The organism is Flavobacterium sp. JLP (assembly GCF_015350755.1).
Classification (GTDB): domain Bacteria; phylum Bacteroidota; class Bacteroidia; order Flavobacteriales; family Flavobacteriaceae; genus Flavobacterium.
Genome location: NZ_JADKPS010000001.1, coordinates 602,434 through 621,971, shown reverse-complemented (window position 1 = coordinate 621,971; position 19,538 = coordinate 602,434). Strand labels below are relative to the sequence as shown.

Below are 19,538 nucleotides of genomic sequence, written 5' to 3'. Positions count from 1 at the left end.
AATAGAATGAAATCGCTTTTATTCCGATTTTATAATCAGAATGAACAAAAACGATTGCATTTTCCATTAAAATAAATATTAAATACACATGAAAAACAAATTAGTCTTACTTTTTTTAGGATGTGCTGTTTTGGGTTACGCTCAAAAAAAGAACACTAAAAGTACAGTAACAATTAAACCAAAATCAGAGTTTGTAGCTGAGCTTTTGTCGAAAATGACATTAGACGAAAAATTAGGACAGCTTAATTTACCAACGTCTGGAGATATAACTACAGGACAGGCAAACAGTTCTGATGTGGCTAAAAAAATTGCTGAAGGTAAAGTTGGAGGTTTATTCAATATTAAGTCTGTTCAGAAAATTAAAGAAGTACAAAAGATTGCTGTAGAAAAAAGCCGTTTAAAAATTCCATTGATTTTTGGTATGGATGTTATTCACGGTTATGAAACTACATTTCCAATTCCGTTAGGGTTATCTTGTACTTGGGATATGAACTTAATCGAAAGAAGTGCGCAGATTGCAGCTCAAGAGGCTAGTGCAGACGGTATTAACTGGACGTTTTCTCCAATGGTAGACATCTCTCGTGATCCTCGCTGGGGAAGAATTTCTGAAGGTTCAGGAGAAGATCCTTACTTGGGAAGCCAAATTGCAAAAGCAATGGTTAACGGTTATCAGCAACACGATCTTTCTAAAAATAATTCGATAATGGCATGTGTAAAACACTTTGCATTATATGGTGCGCCAGAAGCTGGACGTGATTACAACACGGTTGATATGAGCCATATCAGAATGTTTAACGATTATTTTCCTCCTTACAAAGCCGCTGTTGATGCTGGAGTAGGTTCTGTAATGGCTTCTTTTAATGAAGTAGACGGTGTTCCTGCAACTGGAAATAAGTGGTTGATGACTGATGTTTTAAGAAAACAATGGGGCTTTAAAGGTTTTGTAGTGACTGATTTTACAGGAATCAACGAAATGATCGAGCACGGTATGGGAGATTTACAAGCAGCTTCTGCTTTATCATTGAATGCAGGTGTTGAAATGGATATGGTTGGAGAAGGTTTTTTAACTACTCTGAAAAAATCTTTAGACGAGAAAAAAGTAACAATTGAGACTATTGATAATGCAGTTAAACTTATTTTAGAAGCAAAATATGATTTAGGATTATTCCAAGATCCATATAAATATTGTGATGAAAAGAGAGCTAAAACAGAAATCTTTACAGCAGCAAGCAGAAAAGAAGCACGTCAGATTGCGTCTCAATCGTTGGTTTTATTAAAAAATCAAAATCAAGTGCTGCCTCTTAAAAAATCAGGTACTATTGCAATTATCGGACCATTGGCAGATGCAAAAGAAAATATGCCCGGAACTTGGAGTGTAGCCACTAAAATGGAAAATGCCATTTCATTATTAGCCGGAATCAAAGAAGTAGCAGGAGCATCTGCAAAAGTATTATATGCAAAAGGAAGCAATTTAGATTACGATGAAACTTTCGAAACAAACGCTACAATGTTTGGAAAAACATTGCACCGTGATGCGCGTTCTAAAGAAGAGTTATTAGCTGAAGCTCTAAAAGTAGCTAATCAATCTGATGTAATTGTTGCAACTTTAGGAGAATCTGCTGAAATGAGTGGAGAATCTAGCAGCCGTACAAACTTAGAAATTCCACAAGCACAAAAAGATTTATTAAACGCATTATTAAAAACAGGAAAACCAGTTGTTTTAGTTTTATTTGATGGTCGTCCGTTGGTGATTAATGATGAGAATGCTACAGTTCCAGCTATTTTAAATGTTTGGTTTGCAGGGACAGAAGCAGGTTATGCAATCGCTGATGTATTATTTGGAGATGTTAACCCCTCAGGAAAATTGACAACAACTTTTCCAAGAAGCGTAGGTCAAGTGCCAATTTATTATGCACATAAAAATACAGGAAGACCACTTTCTAATACAGAAGGGAAGTTTGAAAAATTCAGATCGAACTATATTGACGAAAGAAACGAGCCATTATTTCCTTTTGGATTCGGATTAAGTTATACCAATTTTGAATATTCAAACTTGAAAATTTCTTCTGATAAAATCAATTTCAGCGGAAAATTAAAAGTAACAGTTGATGTTGCAAACACAGGAAATTATGACGGAAAAGAAACTGTTCAATTATATATCAGAGATTTAGTTGGATCGGTAACAAGACCCGTTAGAGAATTGAAAAATTTCCAAAAAATAACACTTAAAAAAGGTGAAAAACAAACGGTGACTTTTGATATCACAGTTGAAGATTTAAAATTTTATAATTCTGATTTACAATTTGTAGCAGAACCTGGACAGTTCGATATTTTCGTTGGAGGAAATTCAGCTGCTGATAAGAAAGTTAGTTTTGAGTTAACTAAATAGTTGGTTTATTGATTGTAATTAGCCCTTCGTATTGGTTAACGAAGGGCTTTTTTTATAACGCTAAGTTTCGAAGAAAAACAATTTAAGAAGAGATAGAAATAATACTAAAATGGAAATGGAAATGGAAATGAAAATGAAAAAACTTTATTTACTGCTAGTTTTGCTTTTAATAAGTGGTTTTACAACCAACATATGGGCACAAAAAACAGCGTGGTTTGATCCAAGTAAACCAGCGACAACGTATTGTAACCCAATTAATATTGGTTATAATTACACTACCGCAAATCATAATGGTATTCCAGAATCACGCCGTTCGAGTGCAGATCCTGTTATTATCACTTTTAAAGGTGAATATTATTTATTTGCAACAAATCAGGCTGGATTTTTCTGGAGTAAAGACATGTCGGATTGGAAATTTGTTTATGGAAGCTTTCAAAGAAAACCTGGTGATGATGATCAATGTGCACCTGCTGCTTGGGTAGTTAATGATACTTTGTTTTATGTGGGCTCAACTTGGAAAAGAGATCATCCAATTTGGAAAACTGCTGATCCAAAATCAGGTCAATGGTTAAGACATATTGATAAAGCAATGCTGCCAACTTGGGATCCTGCAATTTTTCAAGATGACGATAAAAAAGTATACATGTATTATGGCTCAAGCGGAAAACTGCCGCTCGTTGGTGTTGAAGTAGATTATAATACTTGGCTTCCAAAAGGAAATCAGGCAGATTATGAAAAATTATACACAGCAACTGAAGTTGAAGACATTCAGCGTCCGTACGGTCAAATAAAAGAAGTAGCTATTTTAGATCCGTCAAATCATGGCTGGGAACGTTTTGGACCTAACAATGATATGGAACCCGCACCTTGGGGAAATTTTATTGAAGGTGCTTGGATGACCAAACACAACGGGAAATATTACATGCAATATGGTGCGCCGGCAACTGAATACAAAGGATATGCAAATGGTGTACACGTGGGGGATAATCCGTTAGGGCCATTTGTTTATCAAAAACACAATCCGATGTCATACAAACCTGGAGGTTTTGTGATTGGAGCTGGACACGGAAATACGTTTGCAGATAATTATGGAAATTATTGGAACACTGGAACGTGCAAAATTTCGATAAAAGACCGTTTTGAGCGTCGCATTGATATGTTTCCTGCAGGATTCGATAAAGATGATGTAATGTATTCTATAACTGCTTATGGAGATTTTCCAATTGTTCTTCCAACAGCTCAAAGAAATCAGGAAAAAGGAGCATCTGCAGGCTGGATGTTATTATCTTATAAAAAGCCAGTTACAGTTTCTTCTTCAGAAGAATGCATGGAAGTAGAAACACATAGAGTAGATAATGGCGGAAAAAAAGTATATGAAAAATTTTGCTATGGAGCAGCTAATTTAACCGATGAAAATATCCAGACATATTGGTCTGCAAAAACAGATAATTTTGGCGAATGGCTGCAGCTCGACCTAGGCAGAGAAATGCAAATCAATGCTTTACAAATTAATTATGCCGATCATAAAGCAACGCAGTACAATAAGGCAATGGATATCTATTATCAATATAAAATCTTCATGTCTGATGATGCTCAAAATTGGACATTAGTTGTTGATAAGTCTCAAAACGCAAAAGACGTTCCGCATGATTATGTTGAGCTGACAAAATCAATTAAGGCACGCTACATTAAAATGATTAATATTCATAATGCGTCAGGATTGTTTGCTGTTTCAGATTTCAGAGTTTTCGGAAATGGGCTGGCAGCTAAACCAAAAGCAGTTTCGGATTTTAAAGTAGACAGAAATTCAAAAGATTCCCGCAATGCGATGATCAGCTGGAAAAAACAGCCAGATGCAGTGGGATATAATATTTACTACGGAATCACTCCTGATAAATTATACAATAGTATTATGGTTTATGATCAAAACTCATATGACTTTAGAGGCTTAGATAAAGGCACGAAATATTATTTTACGATAGAAGCTTTTAATGAAAACGGAATTGGAGTTCAAAACAAGTCAATTGAGGTAAAATAATTTTATAAAAGTTGAGAAGAAATCGGCATAAGGTCTAAAGAATTTTGTTCCTTTGTGAAACAACCCAAAAATGAAATATAACCTATGAAAAAAACGATTCTTTTAACTGTTTTAGTTTTAAACGGATTGACATCTTTTGCACAGTCAAACGATGAAAAAAACATTAAATTATTTTATAAAAAAGCTTTAACCGAGGCAAAATGTTACACTTGGCTAGAGTATTTATCTAATGATATCGGAAGCCGTCTGTCAGGTTCTCCAAGTGCTGCAGCAGCAGTTCAATACACAAAATCGCAATTAGAAACTTTAGGCCTTGATAAAGTATATCTTCAAGAAGTTATGGTTCCTCACTGGGTTCGCGGTGAAAAAGAAACCGCTTATATTTTAGATAATAAAATAAAAACTGCAGTGCCAATTTGTGCTCTTGGCGGATCAGTAGCAACTCCGAAAACTGGAATTACAGCTGAAGTTATTGAAGTACAAGGTTTAGATGAATTAAAAGCTTTAGGCGATAAAGTAAAAGGTAAAATTGTGTTTTTTAACAGACCAATGAATCCTGAAAATATCGGAACTTTTGATGCGTATTCAGGTGCTGGAGATCAAAGACGAAGTGGCGCAAAAGAAGCTGCAAAATTAGGAGCGGTAGGAACAATTGTTCGTTCATTAAATTTGCGTTTAGATGATTTTCCACATGCAGGAGCGCAGAGTTATGGCGATTTGCCAAAAGAACAATATATTCCGGCTGCAGCAATCAGCACAAATGGAGCAGAATTATTAAGTAAATTATTGAAAAATAATCCAACACTAAAGTTCTATTTCAAACAATCTTGTGAGACGTTGCCAGATGTATTGTCATATAATGTAATTGGAGAATTGACAGGAACTGTAACTCCAGAAAATATTATGGTTGTTGGAGGCCACTTAGATTCTTGGGATCTTGCAGATGGTTCTCATGATGATGGAGCAGGAGTGGTGCAAAGTATGGAAGTTGTCCGTATTTTGAAAAACCTAAACTACAAGCCTAAAAATACCATTCGTGTGGTATTGTTTATGAATGAAGAAAATGGCGGAAAAGGCGGCGCCAAATATGAAGAAGTTTCAAAACAAAAGAACGAAAATCATATTTTTGCTTTAGAAAGTGATTCAGGCGGATTTACACCAAGAGGATTCTCAATTGAAGCTGATGATGCTAACTTGAAAAAAATTCAAGGTTTCAAAGATCTTTTTGAACCTTATTTTATCCATAGTTTTACAAAAGGGCATAGTGGTTCAGATATTGAGCACTTAACCTCTAAAACGATCGTTAAAGCAGGTTTACAGCCAGATTCTCAACGCTATTTTGATTATCACCACGCTGCAAACGATAAATTTGATGCAATTAACAAAAGAGAATTAGAACTTGGAGCAGCAACAATGACTTCATTGATTTATTTAATTGATCAAACTGGAATTATTCTTCCAACGGCAAATTAAAATTCTAAAAAATAATTTCTAAAAGCTATGAGTTTATACTTGTAGCTTTTTTTTGTTTGGTATAAAACTTGTTACTTCATCACAACTACATAGTACAAAAAAGTAATCGGAATATTAGAAAGCAAAATCAAGATTTTGACAGCGATATCCTTTCTGCATTCTCGAAGATTAATAAACCTGTCAATTAAATGAACCATCATTATTGTATTTAAGATTATCGCTGAAGCTGCAAATGGCCAGGCAATAACCAAAACATTTGGGCTTTCGTTCGAAATAATGTAAAGGACGAACAAAAACGAACTAATTATAAAAGTTCCAATTGCGAGTTCTGCAGATTGTTTTTCTTCAAAAGATTTTTCTGTTATTGTTTTCATGATTTTATATATTAAAGGTTTTTTGAATCGCCTGAATGGGCATATCTAACATTTTCGAAAAGTTCAAATAGTAAAAAGAATGTGCTCGTTTTCCTTTTATATATTGCTGAAAGAAATACTTAATGTGTTTAGGATAAAAAAACGTTCCTGATAGAAGGACTAAAAACAAATACAGACTTGTTTTGCCATTTCCTAAAAGATAATACTGCATTCCAATTTCTTCAGGAACAGAAATCCCAGTATTTGTCAAGACATGAATAATGTCATGATCTTCGAGTTTTTCCTGTATATCAAAATGATTTTTATAAAGAAAAGTTCCTAGGCTAAATCCTAATGTATCTACTGGATAATCTAACAAATCTCCCTTTTTGATTTCCCAAGGCTTATTTCTTTTGAAATATTTTTGATATGGCTTTTTGGTACATTCGTACATTTTTTCGAATAAATGATCTTTCATATTTATATTTTAAAAGTTCTTTGAAATTCAAAGTTAATTAATAAATAAAAAAGCTAATTGATTTGTTGAATTAGCTTTATGTTTTTAATACGTATCAATTACTGTCTTTAACAAATCAGAATCGACCAAATCAGAAGGAGCGACTACTTTTTCTTCCGTGGGAATATCAGTTCCATATCTTTCTTTTACTATTTTCTGAACTCTTTCATCATGTAAATTAAAATCTTTAAGTTCTTTTAGTTTAGATAATTCGATGCCGGCACCATTTTTATAAATTTTCCAGATCAATTCAGAACAATAGATTCTTGTGTCTGTCCACTCAAAATAGGCGTCATATTCTTTGCCTAAAAGCTGTTTTCCATACGCTTTCATTTTTTCAAGAGTTTCGTCAGTGAGAATTTTTTCAGCATTTTTTAATCGCTTTACTACATACTTATGATCTTTTCCGCGCGCGATCCATTCCTGAAGAGGCGTTATTTTTACGGGCTGAACCGCTTCTAAAACAAACTCGCCTCCGTTTACAAAGAATATAATGCCACAATGGGAAAATTTAGAATTCGTTGCAATTCTAACCGCTTCGCATTGTTTTGATTCTGATGTTTGAAAAATAATATCTCCATCTTGAATTTTATTAAAACTGCTATTTTCTGTTTTTTTAGAAAAAGGATTGTTCGGGAAAACAGACATTGCTACATACAAAGCAAGTCCAAAACTTAAGAGGAATGTAATTCCGAGAAACCAATGTTTTTGTTTTTTCATCTTTTTTATTTAAAAATTCAAAGTTACTTTATTTCTTTATATCAACACATTCAAAAAGAACTTTGAATTACAAAGTAAATAATAAAAAAAATAGCTGCCAAATAAATGACAGCTATTTTTAAATATATTTTACCAATGTTTAAATTCTAAAAATACCACCTACAGCAATAATTCTCTGAAAGAATAAAAAATGCTGAGTCGCTTTATCATCATTACTAACAGTAGTTCTAATATCTTTCATATCGATATAACCGCCTTTTAACTCACCTTGCAAGTAAAAATACTTGAAGAAAGTAAAGTTAATTCCCGCTTTTGCAGAAACTCCAAAACCAGAAACATGAAAATCGTCATGACGTTCTTTTCCTAAAAGGGTTGTATTTGTTTTAGGATACAAAACTCCAGCACCTACGCCTTCAGTTAAGTTAATCTGAACTTTATCAGTATTGGGCAAGCCAAACCATTTCGAAATATCGTCATGTCTAGAAACTTCACTATTAATATAGTTTAAACCATCTGTATGTTCGTACATTAAAAAAGCAGGAGGATTTCCCTGAACAACACCTTGATCATAACCGCCTTCCTTAGCGCCATTTTGAGACATATCTACAGGTGTATTATTATAAACTCCGTTGTAAAAAGATCCAGCTTCATCAGCAGGTAAATTAATATAACCGGTAACATTCGCCGTTTGATTCTGTGTCATCACATATTTCATGTGATCCCAGCCGATAGAAACACTGTAATGATCGTTAATGAAATATCCCATTCTAAAATTAGTTTGTGGGATTGTCATATTTGCAGGATTAATGTAGTCAATGTGATAGCCTTTTGGTTTATCATGAGCCTTCATATCCGCAACTGTAAAGTTGTAATCCTTACCTCTGAAATTTACATCAGATTTAGTATAACTGTCTCTGTTTCCTCCCCAGGAAACGAAAAATTTACCTTTATTATGCGCTGTGTATCTTTCTATTGCTATTTCTTCCTGAGCAAATATGTTTAATGAAAAACATACCAAGAAGAAAAATAAAATTTTTGTTTTCAATTAATTAGTATTAAAAATTAGAATGAATTAACTGTTTTTCTAATGGCAACCAATTTGGTCATTAAACCTTCAAAATAGTCTAAATGAAGCATATTAGCACCATCGCTTTTTGCATTAGCAGGATCAAAATGAGTTTCGATAAAAATACCGTCAACACCCACAGCAATACCCGCTTTGGCAACAGTTTCGATCATATCAGGTCTTCCGCCAGTAACACCAGCAGTTTGGTTAGGCTGTTGCAAAGAATGTGTAACATCAAGAACTGTTGTAGCATATTGCTGCATCGTTGGGATACCTCTATAATCTACAATCATGTCTTGGTAGCCAAACATTGTACCACGATCTGTAACCATAACATTTTCGTTATGACAATCTAATACTTTTTGCACAGCATGTTTCATGCTTTCTGGACTCATAAATTGTCCTTTTTTCAAGTTTACCACTTTTCCAGTATTGGCAGCAGCTACAACAAGATCAGTCTGGCGAACTAAGAACGCAGGAATTTGTAAAACATCTACATATTCTGCAGCCATAGCAGCATCTTCATTTGTATGAATGTCTGTTACAGTTGGAATGTGAAAAGTCTCTGAAACTTTTCTTAAAATTTTTAATGCTTTTTCGTCGCCAATTCCAGAAAAACTATCGATTCTAGAACGGTTGGCTTTTTTAAATGATCCTTTAAATACATAAGGAATCTGAAGTTTGTCGGTAATACCAACTAATTTTTCAGCAATTCTGAGAGCCATTTCTTCTCCTTCAATAGCGCAAGGTCCCGCCAATAAAAAGAAATTACCACTTTCAGTATGCTTAATTTGTGGAATATGTTGTATGTTCATAATATGATTTTTTGACAGTGCAAAGGTAGTTATGATTTATGAATAGCAGATGTAGATTTAAGTTTTTTTTAAGAAGCTGTTTCTGCTATCTGCTTCAAACAATGTCTGCTCAACTCCCATTAAAATAAATTATTTGCGAAGTAATCCTTTTTCCCCGAAGCCTAGTAACTATAAGGGCTAGATATTCGCGTTTTCTAAGACAATTACTTAATAAAACTTACTTTTAAATTAAATTCTGTTTCCAAGATAGTATTCAATTGATCATCTTCAAAAGAAATAATTTCTGTAATGCCGTTGTTTACTGATTTTATTGCGTTTTTAAACAAGATTTTTTTGCCAAAGAGATTTGGCAAAACAACAATTAAGTTTTGAGTAAAAAAAGAATCTGGATGGGAGTAATTATAATGATTGGCAGGTTTAAAATCGATCCACCTTTGAGGAGTCAAATCAAAAGAATATAAATTAGACCATTCTTTTCCGATTTGCATTTGCAGCAAATATTCGTTTTCTTCTGTTTTTACTAAAGTAAAAGTATCAAAATCCTGCTGAATTTCAGTTCCAATGTCACTTAGTTTTAAAGGTTCTCTAATGCTGTTGCCTCCAAATCCCAGATCAATTAAATATTCCTCATTTTCGATTTCAGCAATTATTGCCAGATGCGTTTTAGGATTCTGACCTGGATTAACTAACGGACGAACCGCAATATAATAATGAGGAACTCCAATTTCTTGAAGGGCTAACGAAAATATGCCGTTAATTTGATAGCAATATCCGCCACGTTTTTTATCTACAATTTGATTTACAATATCGTCTCCAATTAAGGATATTGTTTTCCCTGCCTGAACATCAATATTTTCAAATGGCACACTAAATAGCTGGCTTTGCATCAATTTTTTTATGCCTTGTACATTCAAATCAATTTCTCCTGAAAAATTAATTCTGTTTAAATACTCCTGTAAATTAAAGTTTGTGGCTTCAATTTTATTATTGTTTTTTGATTGTTCCATTTTATTATTTTTAATTCTTTTCTATCTGAATCTTAGATAGAAACACATAAACAAGATGTTTGCTTTGTAGTAAAGTTACAAAATCGCTACGTTTGAATTCGGCTTTTTAGTCTTTTAAAGGAATTTTATCACTGTAAACGCTGAAATATACTTTACTAAAAAATGTAAAAAATCAAATTGGATAGCTCTTCATTTTCTTAATTTTTTATAATAGATGCCAAACAAAATTAATCCAAGAAAAAATAAAATATTTGCTAAAACCCGAATATAAACTACAGTCTGAATTTCAAACATAAAATTTTTAGGTTCTGCAGAATCAGAATAAAGCAATTGGTAAAGATTAACTTTAGAAAATATAATTCCGGGAACAGTAAGTAAAAAATGGATTATAAATTTTTTAAAATTTATTTCATTTTTAAATTTAGCAAGCTTCCAATAAAAAAGACTAACTAGAATCAGAAGTAAAAATTTAATTAGCGCAGGAAGTAACGGATAAGGATAGATTGCAGTATGCCAGCCTGGAATTAAAGATGAAAAGAAATCATAACTTAAAATCAGAGGCAGATATAAATATGGAAAAGTAAAAGCAGATAAAATGGCGAAAATTATAAAAGCTTTCTTAGTTTTAATTACCATGAATTAACTATTTTCAGCACTATTTTTTCTATATCTATTTATAAAATACTGAATGATTATAGCGAGTATTAGAAGAGTAGTAAGAAATCCAGCAAACCCAATAAGACCTAAAAATCCCATTCCGCATTTGGTTTGATTTGGATGCTGTTCGAAATATTGGTCAAAATTATATATGGCAATCTTGTATGATGCGATTGATAAAACGACTTGTGAAATTATACTGATAAAAGATACATTACTAAAGGTTATTGAAAATTTATCTCGAATAGCTTTATTGCCAAATATCAATTGAAAGAGCAGTGGTAAAATGAGTAGAATCAAAGGAATTATTCCGAACATATATTTAATTTTTAAAATTATTTGTTTAGAATTACCCCTTTTTCAAGCTCAATCCCATCGGAACCATTAAAATACCTTTTTCATAAATATTCAAATAGAGCGTAATAGGTTTCTTTTGGCCTGCCCATCTTAATTCATAAACATTTAAAAAGCCAGCGCCCATATCGCTTCTTTTAGTAGGGAATGGACAGCATGTTTCTAGACGTTTATACGTGATTTTCTCGCCATTTGGCCCAGCTAAAGCATTTAAAAAACGGCTTTCGTTTACAGCTTCGTCTTTAGTATTTCTGTAAAAAATGTTTACGGGATAATCAGGGTCATAACCGTATTTTTTGTCTTTGCTGAATACTGTAATAGCAAAAGTATTGTCTTTCTTCAAAATTAAATCGGGAGCATTGTCATCGACATTTTTCAGAGTCGATTTAGTGCTCACACATGAAGTTGCAGTAATGAGTACAATAATAAACAGAATTATTTTTTTCATGGTTAAATGGTATTGGTCATACAAATGTAAAAGGTTTTTATGCCACAAATTTCCACAATTTAATTTATTTAGAGATTAATAAAAATCAGTTTGAATCTGTTTAGTGCGTGGCTATTCCGTTTTTTTTAAATTCAATTTTAATATACCATTCACAATCAGATATTGTGCCACAAGATACGTCAGCATAATAAAAAAAGAACTTTTCTCGATTGGTGAATAAAATTTGTTAATTGCTAAAATACTGTCGGAAACAACAAATACAATTGCGCCAAGGAAAATATAGAAATTACCAGGTTTTTCCCAGATTAAAAACCCATTAAAAGCAAAAATAAGCATGATTGAAATTACGGTCGCATATACAATTACTGGAATTCGCAATTCGCCTAAACTAGGCAGTAAAAGACAAAGCATTCCGACTAAATACAAAGCAATCAGAATACTTCCTATTCCAAAAACAATTGTATTTCGTTTGAATTTTCCTTTGATTTGTTTGTTGAAAAGCGCACAGTACATAATATGCGAAATAAGGAAAGCTACCAATCCAAGAATAAAATAGATCTCGGCAATATCTGCAAAAAGCAGAATTACGTCGCCTACCCAAGAAAAGAACAAAGCAACTAAAAGTGTCTTTTTTGAGGGGAATTTTGGATAAAAATAAACTCCAAAAGCTAAAAGCGGAATCAAAATTGGTTTTATAAAGAGGTCTAAATTTTCATATCCTACTAGTAAAATAATAAGATAAAATAGGCTTAAAGCACTAAAAATTCTAAAGTACATTGCGTTTCTCATAATGGGGGTTATGAATTTGTTGGTTATTTAGTTAGTTTTGAAATCGATTTTTACAAAATAAATCGCAGTTAGAAAAGATAGGGTTAAATAAGTTAAAATGATATAATTACTCGCTGAAAAAATAAGATTTAATCCAAACCAATCGCTGTAAAACAAAATGATTCCGATTGCAATAGCAAAACGCAGACCTTCCCAAAAAATGGCATATTTGCTTTTATCCATCAATTCAGTATAGCTGTAAATGGTTGCCAAAATAAATAAACCATAAATAAAGATATTTGGAAGACCAATTTTAGCAATATTATCAAACAGATAAGTAACAAACAAAAGTGTTATAAGAACCTGTGCTACTGACCAATAAATCAGTTTTTTCGAGTTTTTTGTCCCGTATTTCTCAAAATCAAAAACATTTTCTATTTTGTTTACGGGATATTTTTCTTCAAAATTTTCAGGACGCCAGCCAGTTGGTTTAAACCAAATCGTTAATTTGTCTTTCCAATTTTCAGCGCGCCATGCATCAGAAATTAACAAACTCAAATGCTGAAAATTAATTTTGATTGGATTCCATGTATTGGCGGGTCTTGTAATACCGAAAACCGGAGGAACATCTTCTAATTCGGCCTGAAAAGTACCGAAAAGCTTATCCCAAAAAATAAAAATCTGAGAATGATTTTTATCTAAATATTCTGGATTTATAGCATGATGCACACGATGATGTGAAGGCGTGACCAAAATATTTTCTATAAATCCCATTTTTTTAATATGTTTGGTATGATACCAAAATTGCAAAAATAAGTGCAGAGGCAAAGTGATTGTAATTACAGATGCAGGAACTCCAAGCAATGCGGCCGGAATCAATAAAAAAGTAAATAAATTGACTAAACTGGCAATTGGCTGACGCAAAGCGCAGGCCAGATTAAACTCTTCACTGCTGTGGTGAATAGCGTGTTTGTTCCAGAGAAAATTAATTTGATGTGCTAATCTGTGACTCCAATATCCATAGAAATCAATCACAAAAAAAGCAATACAGTAGGAGAGAACATTAGGTTCTAAATGATAGATGGCAATTTTAGAAACCAGCCATTCATAAGAAATAAAAGTAAGGCTAAGTCCTAAAACGTCTTTTACAGAATTTGTAATTCCGGAACTTATACTCGATACGCTGTCTATTAAGGGAGCGGTATCGTCCTTCTTATAAATGCCATATATTTTTTCGATTACAATTAATGCTAAAAAAATAGGCGTTGCGATAATCAATATCTTTCCGTATTCTTCCATAAAAAAAACATTCTATTTTATTTCAAATATAAAATAAAATAGAATGTTTTGTAAATTATTTAAAGAATCAAATTAATAAAATACTAGTAATCTAGATTTTGGTAAAAATTAATAAAATAAATTTTTGGTGTTTTTTGATTTTTAATTTCAAATTTGATCACTTCCTTTACTGGTTGAAAAGTATCATACTTTATTTCTAAAAGTTCCTCATTTTTGGCATTTACAACTCCATATTTTTTATTTTTCTGAACAATAAATTCTCCAGTAGAATAAATCTGTTCGATCGAACTAAATTCGCATGGAATAACAATTTTATTTTCATTGCTGATCACGCCAAATTTATTTTCGTTTTTAAATATCTGATACTTGCTTTCAGAAATTCCGTTTGAAAAATATTGTTTTTTTACAAATTCATTAACGGGAATTTCTACTTCAGAATAATTTAGATTATTTATTGTGAGAAGATAATTTTTGGAATTTTTTACTGCGAAAATTTTATTCTGGAAACCATTATAAAACTCATAACCTTCAGGAACAATCAATTCTCCATTTTCGGAAAACAAACTATTTTTATTGTCTAAATTGGTTGTGATATAATAGTTTGAAAAAGCTTGTATGTTTTGATATTGAAATGGAATTACTTCTTTCTCTATAAAAGGATTTATTATAGCTTTTAAATCGCCTTTCTGTGCGAGATATTGATTTTTGAATTGAGAAGTATCTTTGTAATTTACAGTATAAATTGAATTGTAAATTAATCGTTTTAAAGTGGAATCATTTTTAGTTACAAAACCATATTTATCCTTTTCCTTAACGATATAAATGGAGTTTGATGGTAAAATGTCGTCATATTTACATTCAATTTCATACTTCCCGGATGAATTTAGAACACCTTTTTTATTATTAATGGTGTTGCGAATGATATACGAATCTGAACCAATTATTTTTTCAAATTTATGATTTTTAATAGTATTCAATACAACAGCACCTTCATTATTGAGAATTAATGTAGTATTGTTTTGCAGCGTAGCAATAGATTTTTTATTGGTAAAATATTCAATATCTTTTGCCTGAAAGTTTGTTAATTGCTTTCCTTTGGAATCAAAAAGGTCGATCGAATTATTATTTTCAACAAACAAAATGCCGTCTTGACTCATTATGCTTTCAAACTTTATAGGAAGAATTGTTTTGTTTAGGGTATCTAAAACACCTGTTTTGTTATTATTAGAAACTCTAATGAGGCCTTTTTGTAAATAATAAATATCATCATATTCTAGTGGAATTCTAACGCTTCCTTTTAAATCAATATAACCGCGTTTGAATTTTTTATTAATCGTTTTTACAACTTCAAATATATTTTTAAGTTCTTTTTTATTATCGATATAATCATAAGTAGGTTTGATAATGACATTTGCAAGAGTGTCTATTAATCCCATTTTTCCTTTAAAAGTTCTAAAAACTGCATAATTGTTTTCGTAAGCATATACGTATTCATATCCCAGTGTTTTATCTTTTATCAATTGCTCACGAAGATTATCAAATTTTTGCTGGCTTAAAGAGATTAAAGGGAATAAAAATAGAAGAAATTTGAGGTATTTCATGATTTTAATTTTCGTAAATTATAAGTAAAAAATCAAATGAATCGGCTTAAAATAAAAAAGCATTCTATTTTATTCAAATATAGAATAAATAGAATGCTTCTGTGTTAGATTATTTTTTGCAATTAAACAATTTCAGCGCTTAAACCTGCTTCTAAAAGTTGTGTGCATTGAGGTTTTAACTTATCCATCGGGCCAGTTTTTACAGTGCATTTACCGTTATAATGTACAATTAAAGAACATTGTTCTGCTTGCTCCGGTGTATGATTGCAAACACGCATTAAAGTATCAATTACGTGATCAAAAGTGTTTACATCGTCGTTGTAAACAATGATTTCGTTGTTGAAACCCGTCGCTTCCTTTTCTCGGACTCTTTCTCTTACTTTTTCTTTAGTACTCATGTTTTTAAGTTTTTGTACTGTAGTAATTACTAAACTAATTTACGTATTTTAATGAAACCCAGTTGTTTCTTTGAAATTTTTTAACATATGTCAATCCTTTTTCCGTGCATGAAGCATCAATAAAAGGAATATCTTCTTCGTAAAAACCACTGAATAAAATAATTCCTTTTGGGTTTAAAGAATTTACATAAGCCTGCATATCATTCAACAAAATATTTCTGTTGATATTTGCGATGATAAAATCATATTTTTTGCCTGCTAATAACGCAGCATCGCCTTCGTAAACGGTAATGTGTTTGCAGTTATTGCGTTCTGCATTTTCAATCGAATTCAAATAACACCAGTTGTCAATGTCGATGGCGTCAATTGGCTGAGCACCTTTCATTTCAGCTAAAATGGCTAAAATTGCTGTTCCACAACCCATATCTAAAGTTTTTAAGCCTTCAACATCCATTTCAAGCAAATGCTGGATCATCATATGCGTTGTTTCGTGATGACCAGTTCCAAAACTCATTTTTGGCTCTATTACAATATCAAATTCGGCATTAGTTTTTGGGTGAAAAGGAGCGCGAACGTGGCATTTTCCATCAACATCAATAGCTTCAAAATTCTTTTCCCATTCTTCATTCCAGTTAACCTGATCGATTTCTTCGACGGTATATTCGATTTTAAATTCCTCTGACTGCAAAATATAAATGTCATCTAGAATGTTTTCATCCCATAAATCTTTCTTTACATAAGCCGAAATTCCGTTTTCTGTTTCTGTAAAAGTTTCAAAAGCTTTTTCGCCCAACTCAGCAATTAAAATTTCTGATCCTGGTTCTTTCGGTTCAATCGTAAAATGATATCCTAAATATATATTCGACATAAATAATTTTTTTTGCAAAGGTAATTCTTAAATTATAAATTTCAATTTAAAAAAACCAAATTCCAAATCCCAATACGAAAAAACCATTCGCATCGCGAATGGTTTTTGTAAGTATAAAATCTAAAATCTAAAATCTAAAATCTAAAATCTAAAATCTAAAATCTAAAATCTAAAATCTAAAATCTAAAATCTAAAATCTAAAATTAGATAGCAGTAACAATTGCTAAAAAGTCATCTGCTTTTAAAGCAGCACCTCCAATTAAACCACCATCAACATCTGGTTTACCAAAGATTTCTTTTGCATTGTCTGGTTTTACAGATCCGCCGTATAAAATAGAAACTTCATCAGCGATGTCAGCTCCAAAAGCTTTACGGATAGTTTCTCTAATAAATTCGTGCATTTCCTGAGCTTGTTCTGGCGAAGCCGTTTCTCCGGTTCCAATTGCCCAAACTGGCTCATATGCTAAAACAACATTTGCCCAAGATTCTTTTGCAATATGAAAGATTCCATCACGCAATTGGTTTTCAACAATATTAAAATGATTTCCTGATTGACGATCTTTTAGTTCTTCTCCAAAACAGAAAATTACAGTCATTTCATGTTTCAAAGCAGTATCAACTTTGTCTGCGATTAATGCATCTGTTTCGTGAAAAATAGCTCTACGCTCAGAGTGACCAAGAATTACTGTTTTTACACCAATGCTAGTTAGCATGTCTGCAGAAATTTCTCCTGTAAAAGCTCCGCCTTCAGCTTGGTGAACATTTTGTGCAGCAACTCCAATAGTTGTATTTTTTACTTTTGCAACAGCAGCTTGTAAATTTACAAATGTTGGGGCAACAATTACTTGCGCAGTAGTTTGTGCTGGTATTTTAGCAATTAATTCGTTTAATAATTCTTCAGTTTGTCCAGCGTTTTTATGCATTTTCCAGTTTCCTGCAACAATCTTTTTTCTCATTTTGGTAGTTTTTATTATTCTTTTAATTTTTGTTTTTTTTTGAAGTTTAGCTTAATCATTGAAATTTTAATTTAATGATATTTCCGTTGTGAATTCCGATTGCAAATTATTTTAAGCTTGCTAAAGTTACATTGATTTTATCAAAATCAGTTTCGATAGCACGATATAAAACGATTTTTCCTGTTTTGTCAACAATAATATATCTCGGAATCCAATCTAAATCTATTGCTTTGCCAAAAACACCTTTCATTCCGTCGTTCATCATAAAATGATCGCCTTTTAATTCGTGTTTCTCAATTCCTATTTTCCATTTGTCAGCCGTTTTATCAGCAGAAAGAAATAAGTACGAAACGTTAGGATTGTTAGCTTGAAGTTCTTTTACTTTTGGCATTGCTTTTACGCAATCGCCACACCAAGAAGCCCAAACTTCGATTACTAAAGTTTTTCCTTTATATTTTTTTAAAATGTTTTTGAAAGAAGTCTGACCTCCATCAAGAGTTAATAATTTTTCAGACAAAGCTTCTTTAGAAAAACTTGTTTTTTGAGCTTGTGAACATGAAAATGTAATAAATGCAATAAAGACTAGAGCTAATTGTTTCATATTAATATTTTATTTTTTAATGTAATTGGTACGCCATTCTTCCATTGTATTTGGTTTTAGAATCGTGGCCATTTCATAATTTAAAGTTTCCCAACAAAGTTAAACAAACAAATTGAAAGCCAAATGGAGATTAACAAAATTTGAAGACTCGTTTATTTTATAACAAAACATAAAATTTAGGTTAGAAAAAACAGAATGAAATCGTAATAGTTGGACTTAAAAATCAGATTTTTTTTTAAATATATTTTTTGATCCATCAATAAAAGGGTTATTTTTTATTTTCTGCTATTTTGTGAAGATAAAAAAACGTCATAAATCAGCTTTTTTTAAGAAGCAGAAGTATAAAAAAAGAGCATTAAAAAAAGCTCTTTTTATCATTTTAAGTAAATATAAGATTTTCTACAATTTCTATTTTAAGGAATTTTAAACTACTTTAATTATAATTGCCGTTAGCCCATTTTTTGCTTGGTGCAATCCATTCATCTAAAGCTTTGTACAAAAAGCCATGTTTAAGATTGGTATGTAATTCGATTTCTTTAAAATGATTTATTTTAAGCTTTGAAGTTTCTTTTCTTTTAATTGCTGATACACCATAGATATCTGATTTTTCATAAATGGTTAAAATATTACCGCAGAAATTAATATCTGGAATTTCTTCAATATCCGAATCTCTAAAACATCCAATAAATACAAAATTCACATCCGGATTTGCTAAATAAGTTGAAACATATTGAGCAATATAACCTCCTTTTGAAGTTCCGATTACGGTGATTTTATTTGACGAAACGCCTTTTTTTAATAACGCCTTGATTTGCTTGACGATCTTTTTGGCATACTTTGCAGCATTGGTATTTTTGCTTCTTATTTCGCTGTAAACAATAAAATTATCTGCTCTAAATGAAGTTAATATTTCATTGTATTCTGCTTTCCCATATTCAGGATGAGGAACGCTTAAATCATTTTCTTCAATGAATTTATTATGCAAAAAAAATATATATCGTTGATCGTTATTTGATGTTTTTGATTTGCTATAGCCTGAAGCAACTAAAAAAATAGTAAGCACAAAAGTAAATAACAACTTTGGTAATTGTTTCATAGAAAGGTTTGTTTTTTAGAATAATTTCAAAACAAATATAAAAAACAAAATTTCTGATTTACTATTTTTCTTACGTAATGTTAATAACAAAAAAACGCCAATTCAGCTAAATTG

Annotated in this window: 20 protein-coding genes; 3 read left to right on the top strand and 17 right to left on the bottom strand. The window is 31.7% G+C overall.

Features of this window, described 5'->3' with window-relative positions; genetic code table 11:
• Window positions 1–88 precede the first annotated feature (88 nt).
• The 3 genes from bglX to IRZ83_RS02815 all read left to right on the top strand — a co-directional run bounded on the left by bglX (window position 89) and on the right by IRZ83_RS02815 (window position 5,900).
• The gene (bglX, locus tag IRZ83_RS02825) at window positions 89–2,389 is read left to right on the top strand and encodes a beta-glucosidase BglX (RefSeq protein ID WP_194566710.1); all 2,301 of its coding nucleotides are present in this window, start codon (window positions 89–91) and stop codon (window positions 2,387–2,389) included.
• A gap of 109 nt (window positions 2,390–2,498) precedes the next feature.
• Window positions 2,499–4,427 carry a discoidin domain-containing protein gene (locus tag IRZ83_RS02820; RefSeq protein WP_228520652.1) on the top strand — a complete coding sequence of 643 codons (1,929 nt, stop codon included), beginning with the start codon at window positions 2,499–2,501 and terminating at the stop codon, window positions 4,425–4,427.
• A gap of 84 nt (window positions 4,428–4,511) precedes the next feature.
• Window positions 4,512–5,900: a M20/M25/M40 family metallo-hydrolase gene (locus IRZ83_RS02815; RefSeq protein ID WP_194566709.1), complete on the top strand. Its 1,389-nt coding sequence runs from the start codon at window positions 4,512–4,514 to the stop codon at window positions 5,898–5,900.
• Window positions 5,901–5,971: 71 nt separating this feature from the next.
• Here IRZ83_RS02815 and IRZ83_RS02810 read toward each other — a convergent pair whose 3' ends face one another.
• From IRZ83_RS02810 to IRZ83_RS02730, 17 genes are all read right to left on the bottom strand, one after another.
• On the bottom strand, window positions 5,972–6,274 hold the full coding sequence (locus tag IRZ83_RS02810) for a hypothetical protein (RefSeq protein WP_194566708.1): 303 nt from the start codon (window positions 6,272–6,274) through the stop codon (window positions 5,972–5,974).
• A 4-nt stretch (window positions 6,275–6,278) separates the two neighbouring features.
• Window positions 6,279–6,731, bottom strand: a complete 453-nt coding sequence (locus IRZ83_RS02805; protein WP_194566707.1) for a Coq4 family protein — start codon at window positions 6,729–6,731, stop codon at window positions 6,279–6,281.
• Window positions 6,732–6,815: 84 nt separating this feature from the next.
• The gene (locus IRZ83_RS02800) at window positions 6,816–7,490 is read right to left on the bottom strand and encodes a YiiX family permuted papain-like enzyme (RefSeq protein ID WP_194566706.1); all 675 of its coding nucleotides are present in this window, start codon (window positions 7,488–7,490) and stop codon (window positions 6,816–6,818) included.
• 139 nt (window positions 7,491–7,629) lie between these two features.
• Complete coding sequence (locus IRZ83_RS02795) at window positions 7,630–8,535, bottom strand: hypothetical protein (protein ID WP_194566705.1); 906 nt, start codon at window positions 8,533–8,535, stop codon at window positions 7,630–7,632.
• A 17-nt stretch (window positions 8,536–8,552) separates the two neighbouring features.
• Complete coding sequence (gene kdsA / locus IRZ83_RS02790) at window positions 8,553–9,371, bottom strand: 3-deoxy-8-phosphooctulonate synthase (RefSeq protein WP_029269496.1); 819 nt, start codon at window positions 9,369–9,371, stop codon at window positions 8,553–8,555.
• A 203-nt stretch (window positions 9,372–9,574) separates the two neighbouring features.
• Window positions 9,575–10,378: an arylamine N-acetyltransferase family protein gene (locus IRZ83_RS02785; RefSeq protein ID WP_194566704.1), complete on the bottom strand. Its 804-nt coding sequence runs from the start codon at window positions 10,376–10,378 to the stop codon at window positions 9,575–9,577.
• A gap of 189 nt (window positions 10,379–10,567) precedes the next feature.
• On the bottom strand, window positions 10,568–11,014 hold the full coding sequence (locus IRZ83_RS02780) for a hypothetical protein (protein ID WP_194566703.1): 447 nt from the start codon (window positions 11,012–11,014) through the stop codon (window positions 10,568–10,570).
• Window positions 11,015–11,017: 3 nt separating this feature from the next.
• Window positions 11,018–11,353 (bottom strand): hypothetical protein, encoded by a 336-nt coding sequence (locus tag IRZ83_RS02775; protein ID WP_194566701.1) that lies wholly within the window; start codon window positions 11,351–11,353, stop codon window positions 11,018–11,020.
• A 31-nt stretch (window positions 11,354–11,384) separates the two neighbouring features.
• The gene (locus tag IRZ83_RS02770) at window positions 11,385–11,837 is read right to left on the bottom strand and encodes a 2-dehydro-3-deoxyphosphooctonate aldolase (protein WP_194566699.1); all 453 of its coding nucleotides are present in this window, start codon (window positions 11,835–11,837) and stop codon (window positions 11,385–11,387) included.
• Between the two features lie 111 nt (window positions 11,838–11,948).
• A complete protein-coding gene (locus tag IRZ83_RS02765; protein ID WP_194566697.1) occupies window positions 11,949–12,626 on the bottom strand; it encodes a lysoplasmalogenase in 678 nt (225 codons plus the stop codon).
• Between the two features lie 27 nt (window positions 12,627–12,653).
• The gene (locus tag IRZ83_RS02760) at window positions 12,654–13,904 is read right to left on the bottom strand and encodes a sterol desaturase family protein (RefSeq protein WP_194566695.1); all 1,251 of its coding nucleotides are present in this window, start codon (window positions 13,902–13,904) and stop codon (window positions 12,654–12,656) included.
• 83 nt (window positions 13,905–13,987) lie between these two features.
• The gene (locus tag IRZ83_RS02755) at window positions 13,988–15,505 is read right to left on the bottom strand and encodes a WG repeat-containing protein (protein ID WP_194566693.1); all 1,518 of its coding nucleotides are present in this window, start codon (window positions 15,503–15,505) and stop codon (window positions 13,988–13,990) included.
• 122 nt (window positions 15,506–15,627) lie between these two features.
• Window positions 15,628–15,903, bottom strand: coding sequence for an ATP-dependent Clp protease adaptor ClpS (locus IRZ83_RS02750; protein WP_029269514.1), 276 nt, complete (start codon window positions 15,901–15,903; stop codon window positions 15,628–15,630).
• 34 nt (window positions 15,904–15,937) lie between these two features.
• Complete coding sequence (gene prmA, locus IRZ83_RS02745) at window positions 15,938–16,771, bottom strand: 50S ribosomal protein L11 methyltransferase (RefSeq protein WP_194566691.1); 834 nt, start codon at window positions 16,769–16,771, stop codon at window positions 15,938–15,940.
• 203 nt (window positions 16,772–16,974) lie between these two features.
• Window positions 16,975–17,727: a triose-phosphate isomerase gene (tpiA, locus tag IRZ83_RS02740; protein ID WP_194566689.1), complete on the bottom strand. Its 753-nt coding sequence runs from the start codon at window positions 17,725–17,727 to the stop codon at window positions 16,975–16,977.
• 106 nt (window positions 17,728–17,833) lie between these two features.
• On the bottom strand, window positions 17,834–18,328 hold the full coding sequence (locus IRZ83_RS02735) for a TlpA family protein disulfide reductase (RefSeq protein WP_194566687.1): 495 nt from the start codon (window positions 18,326–18,328) through the stop codon (window positions 17,834–17,836).
• A 433-nt stretch (window positions 18,329–18,761) separates the two neighbouring features.
• Window positions 18,762–19,424 (bottom strand): dienelactone hydrolase family protein, encoded by a 663-nt coding sequence (locus IRZ83_RS02730; RefSeq protein WP_194566685.1) that lies wholly within the window; start codon window positions 19,422–19,424, stop codon window positions 18,762–18,764.
• Between the last annotated feature and the right edge of the window lie 114 nt (window positions 19,425–19,538).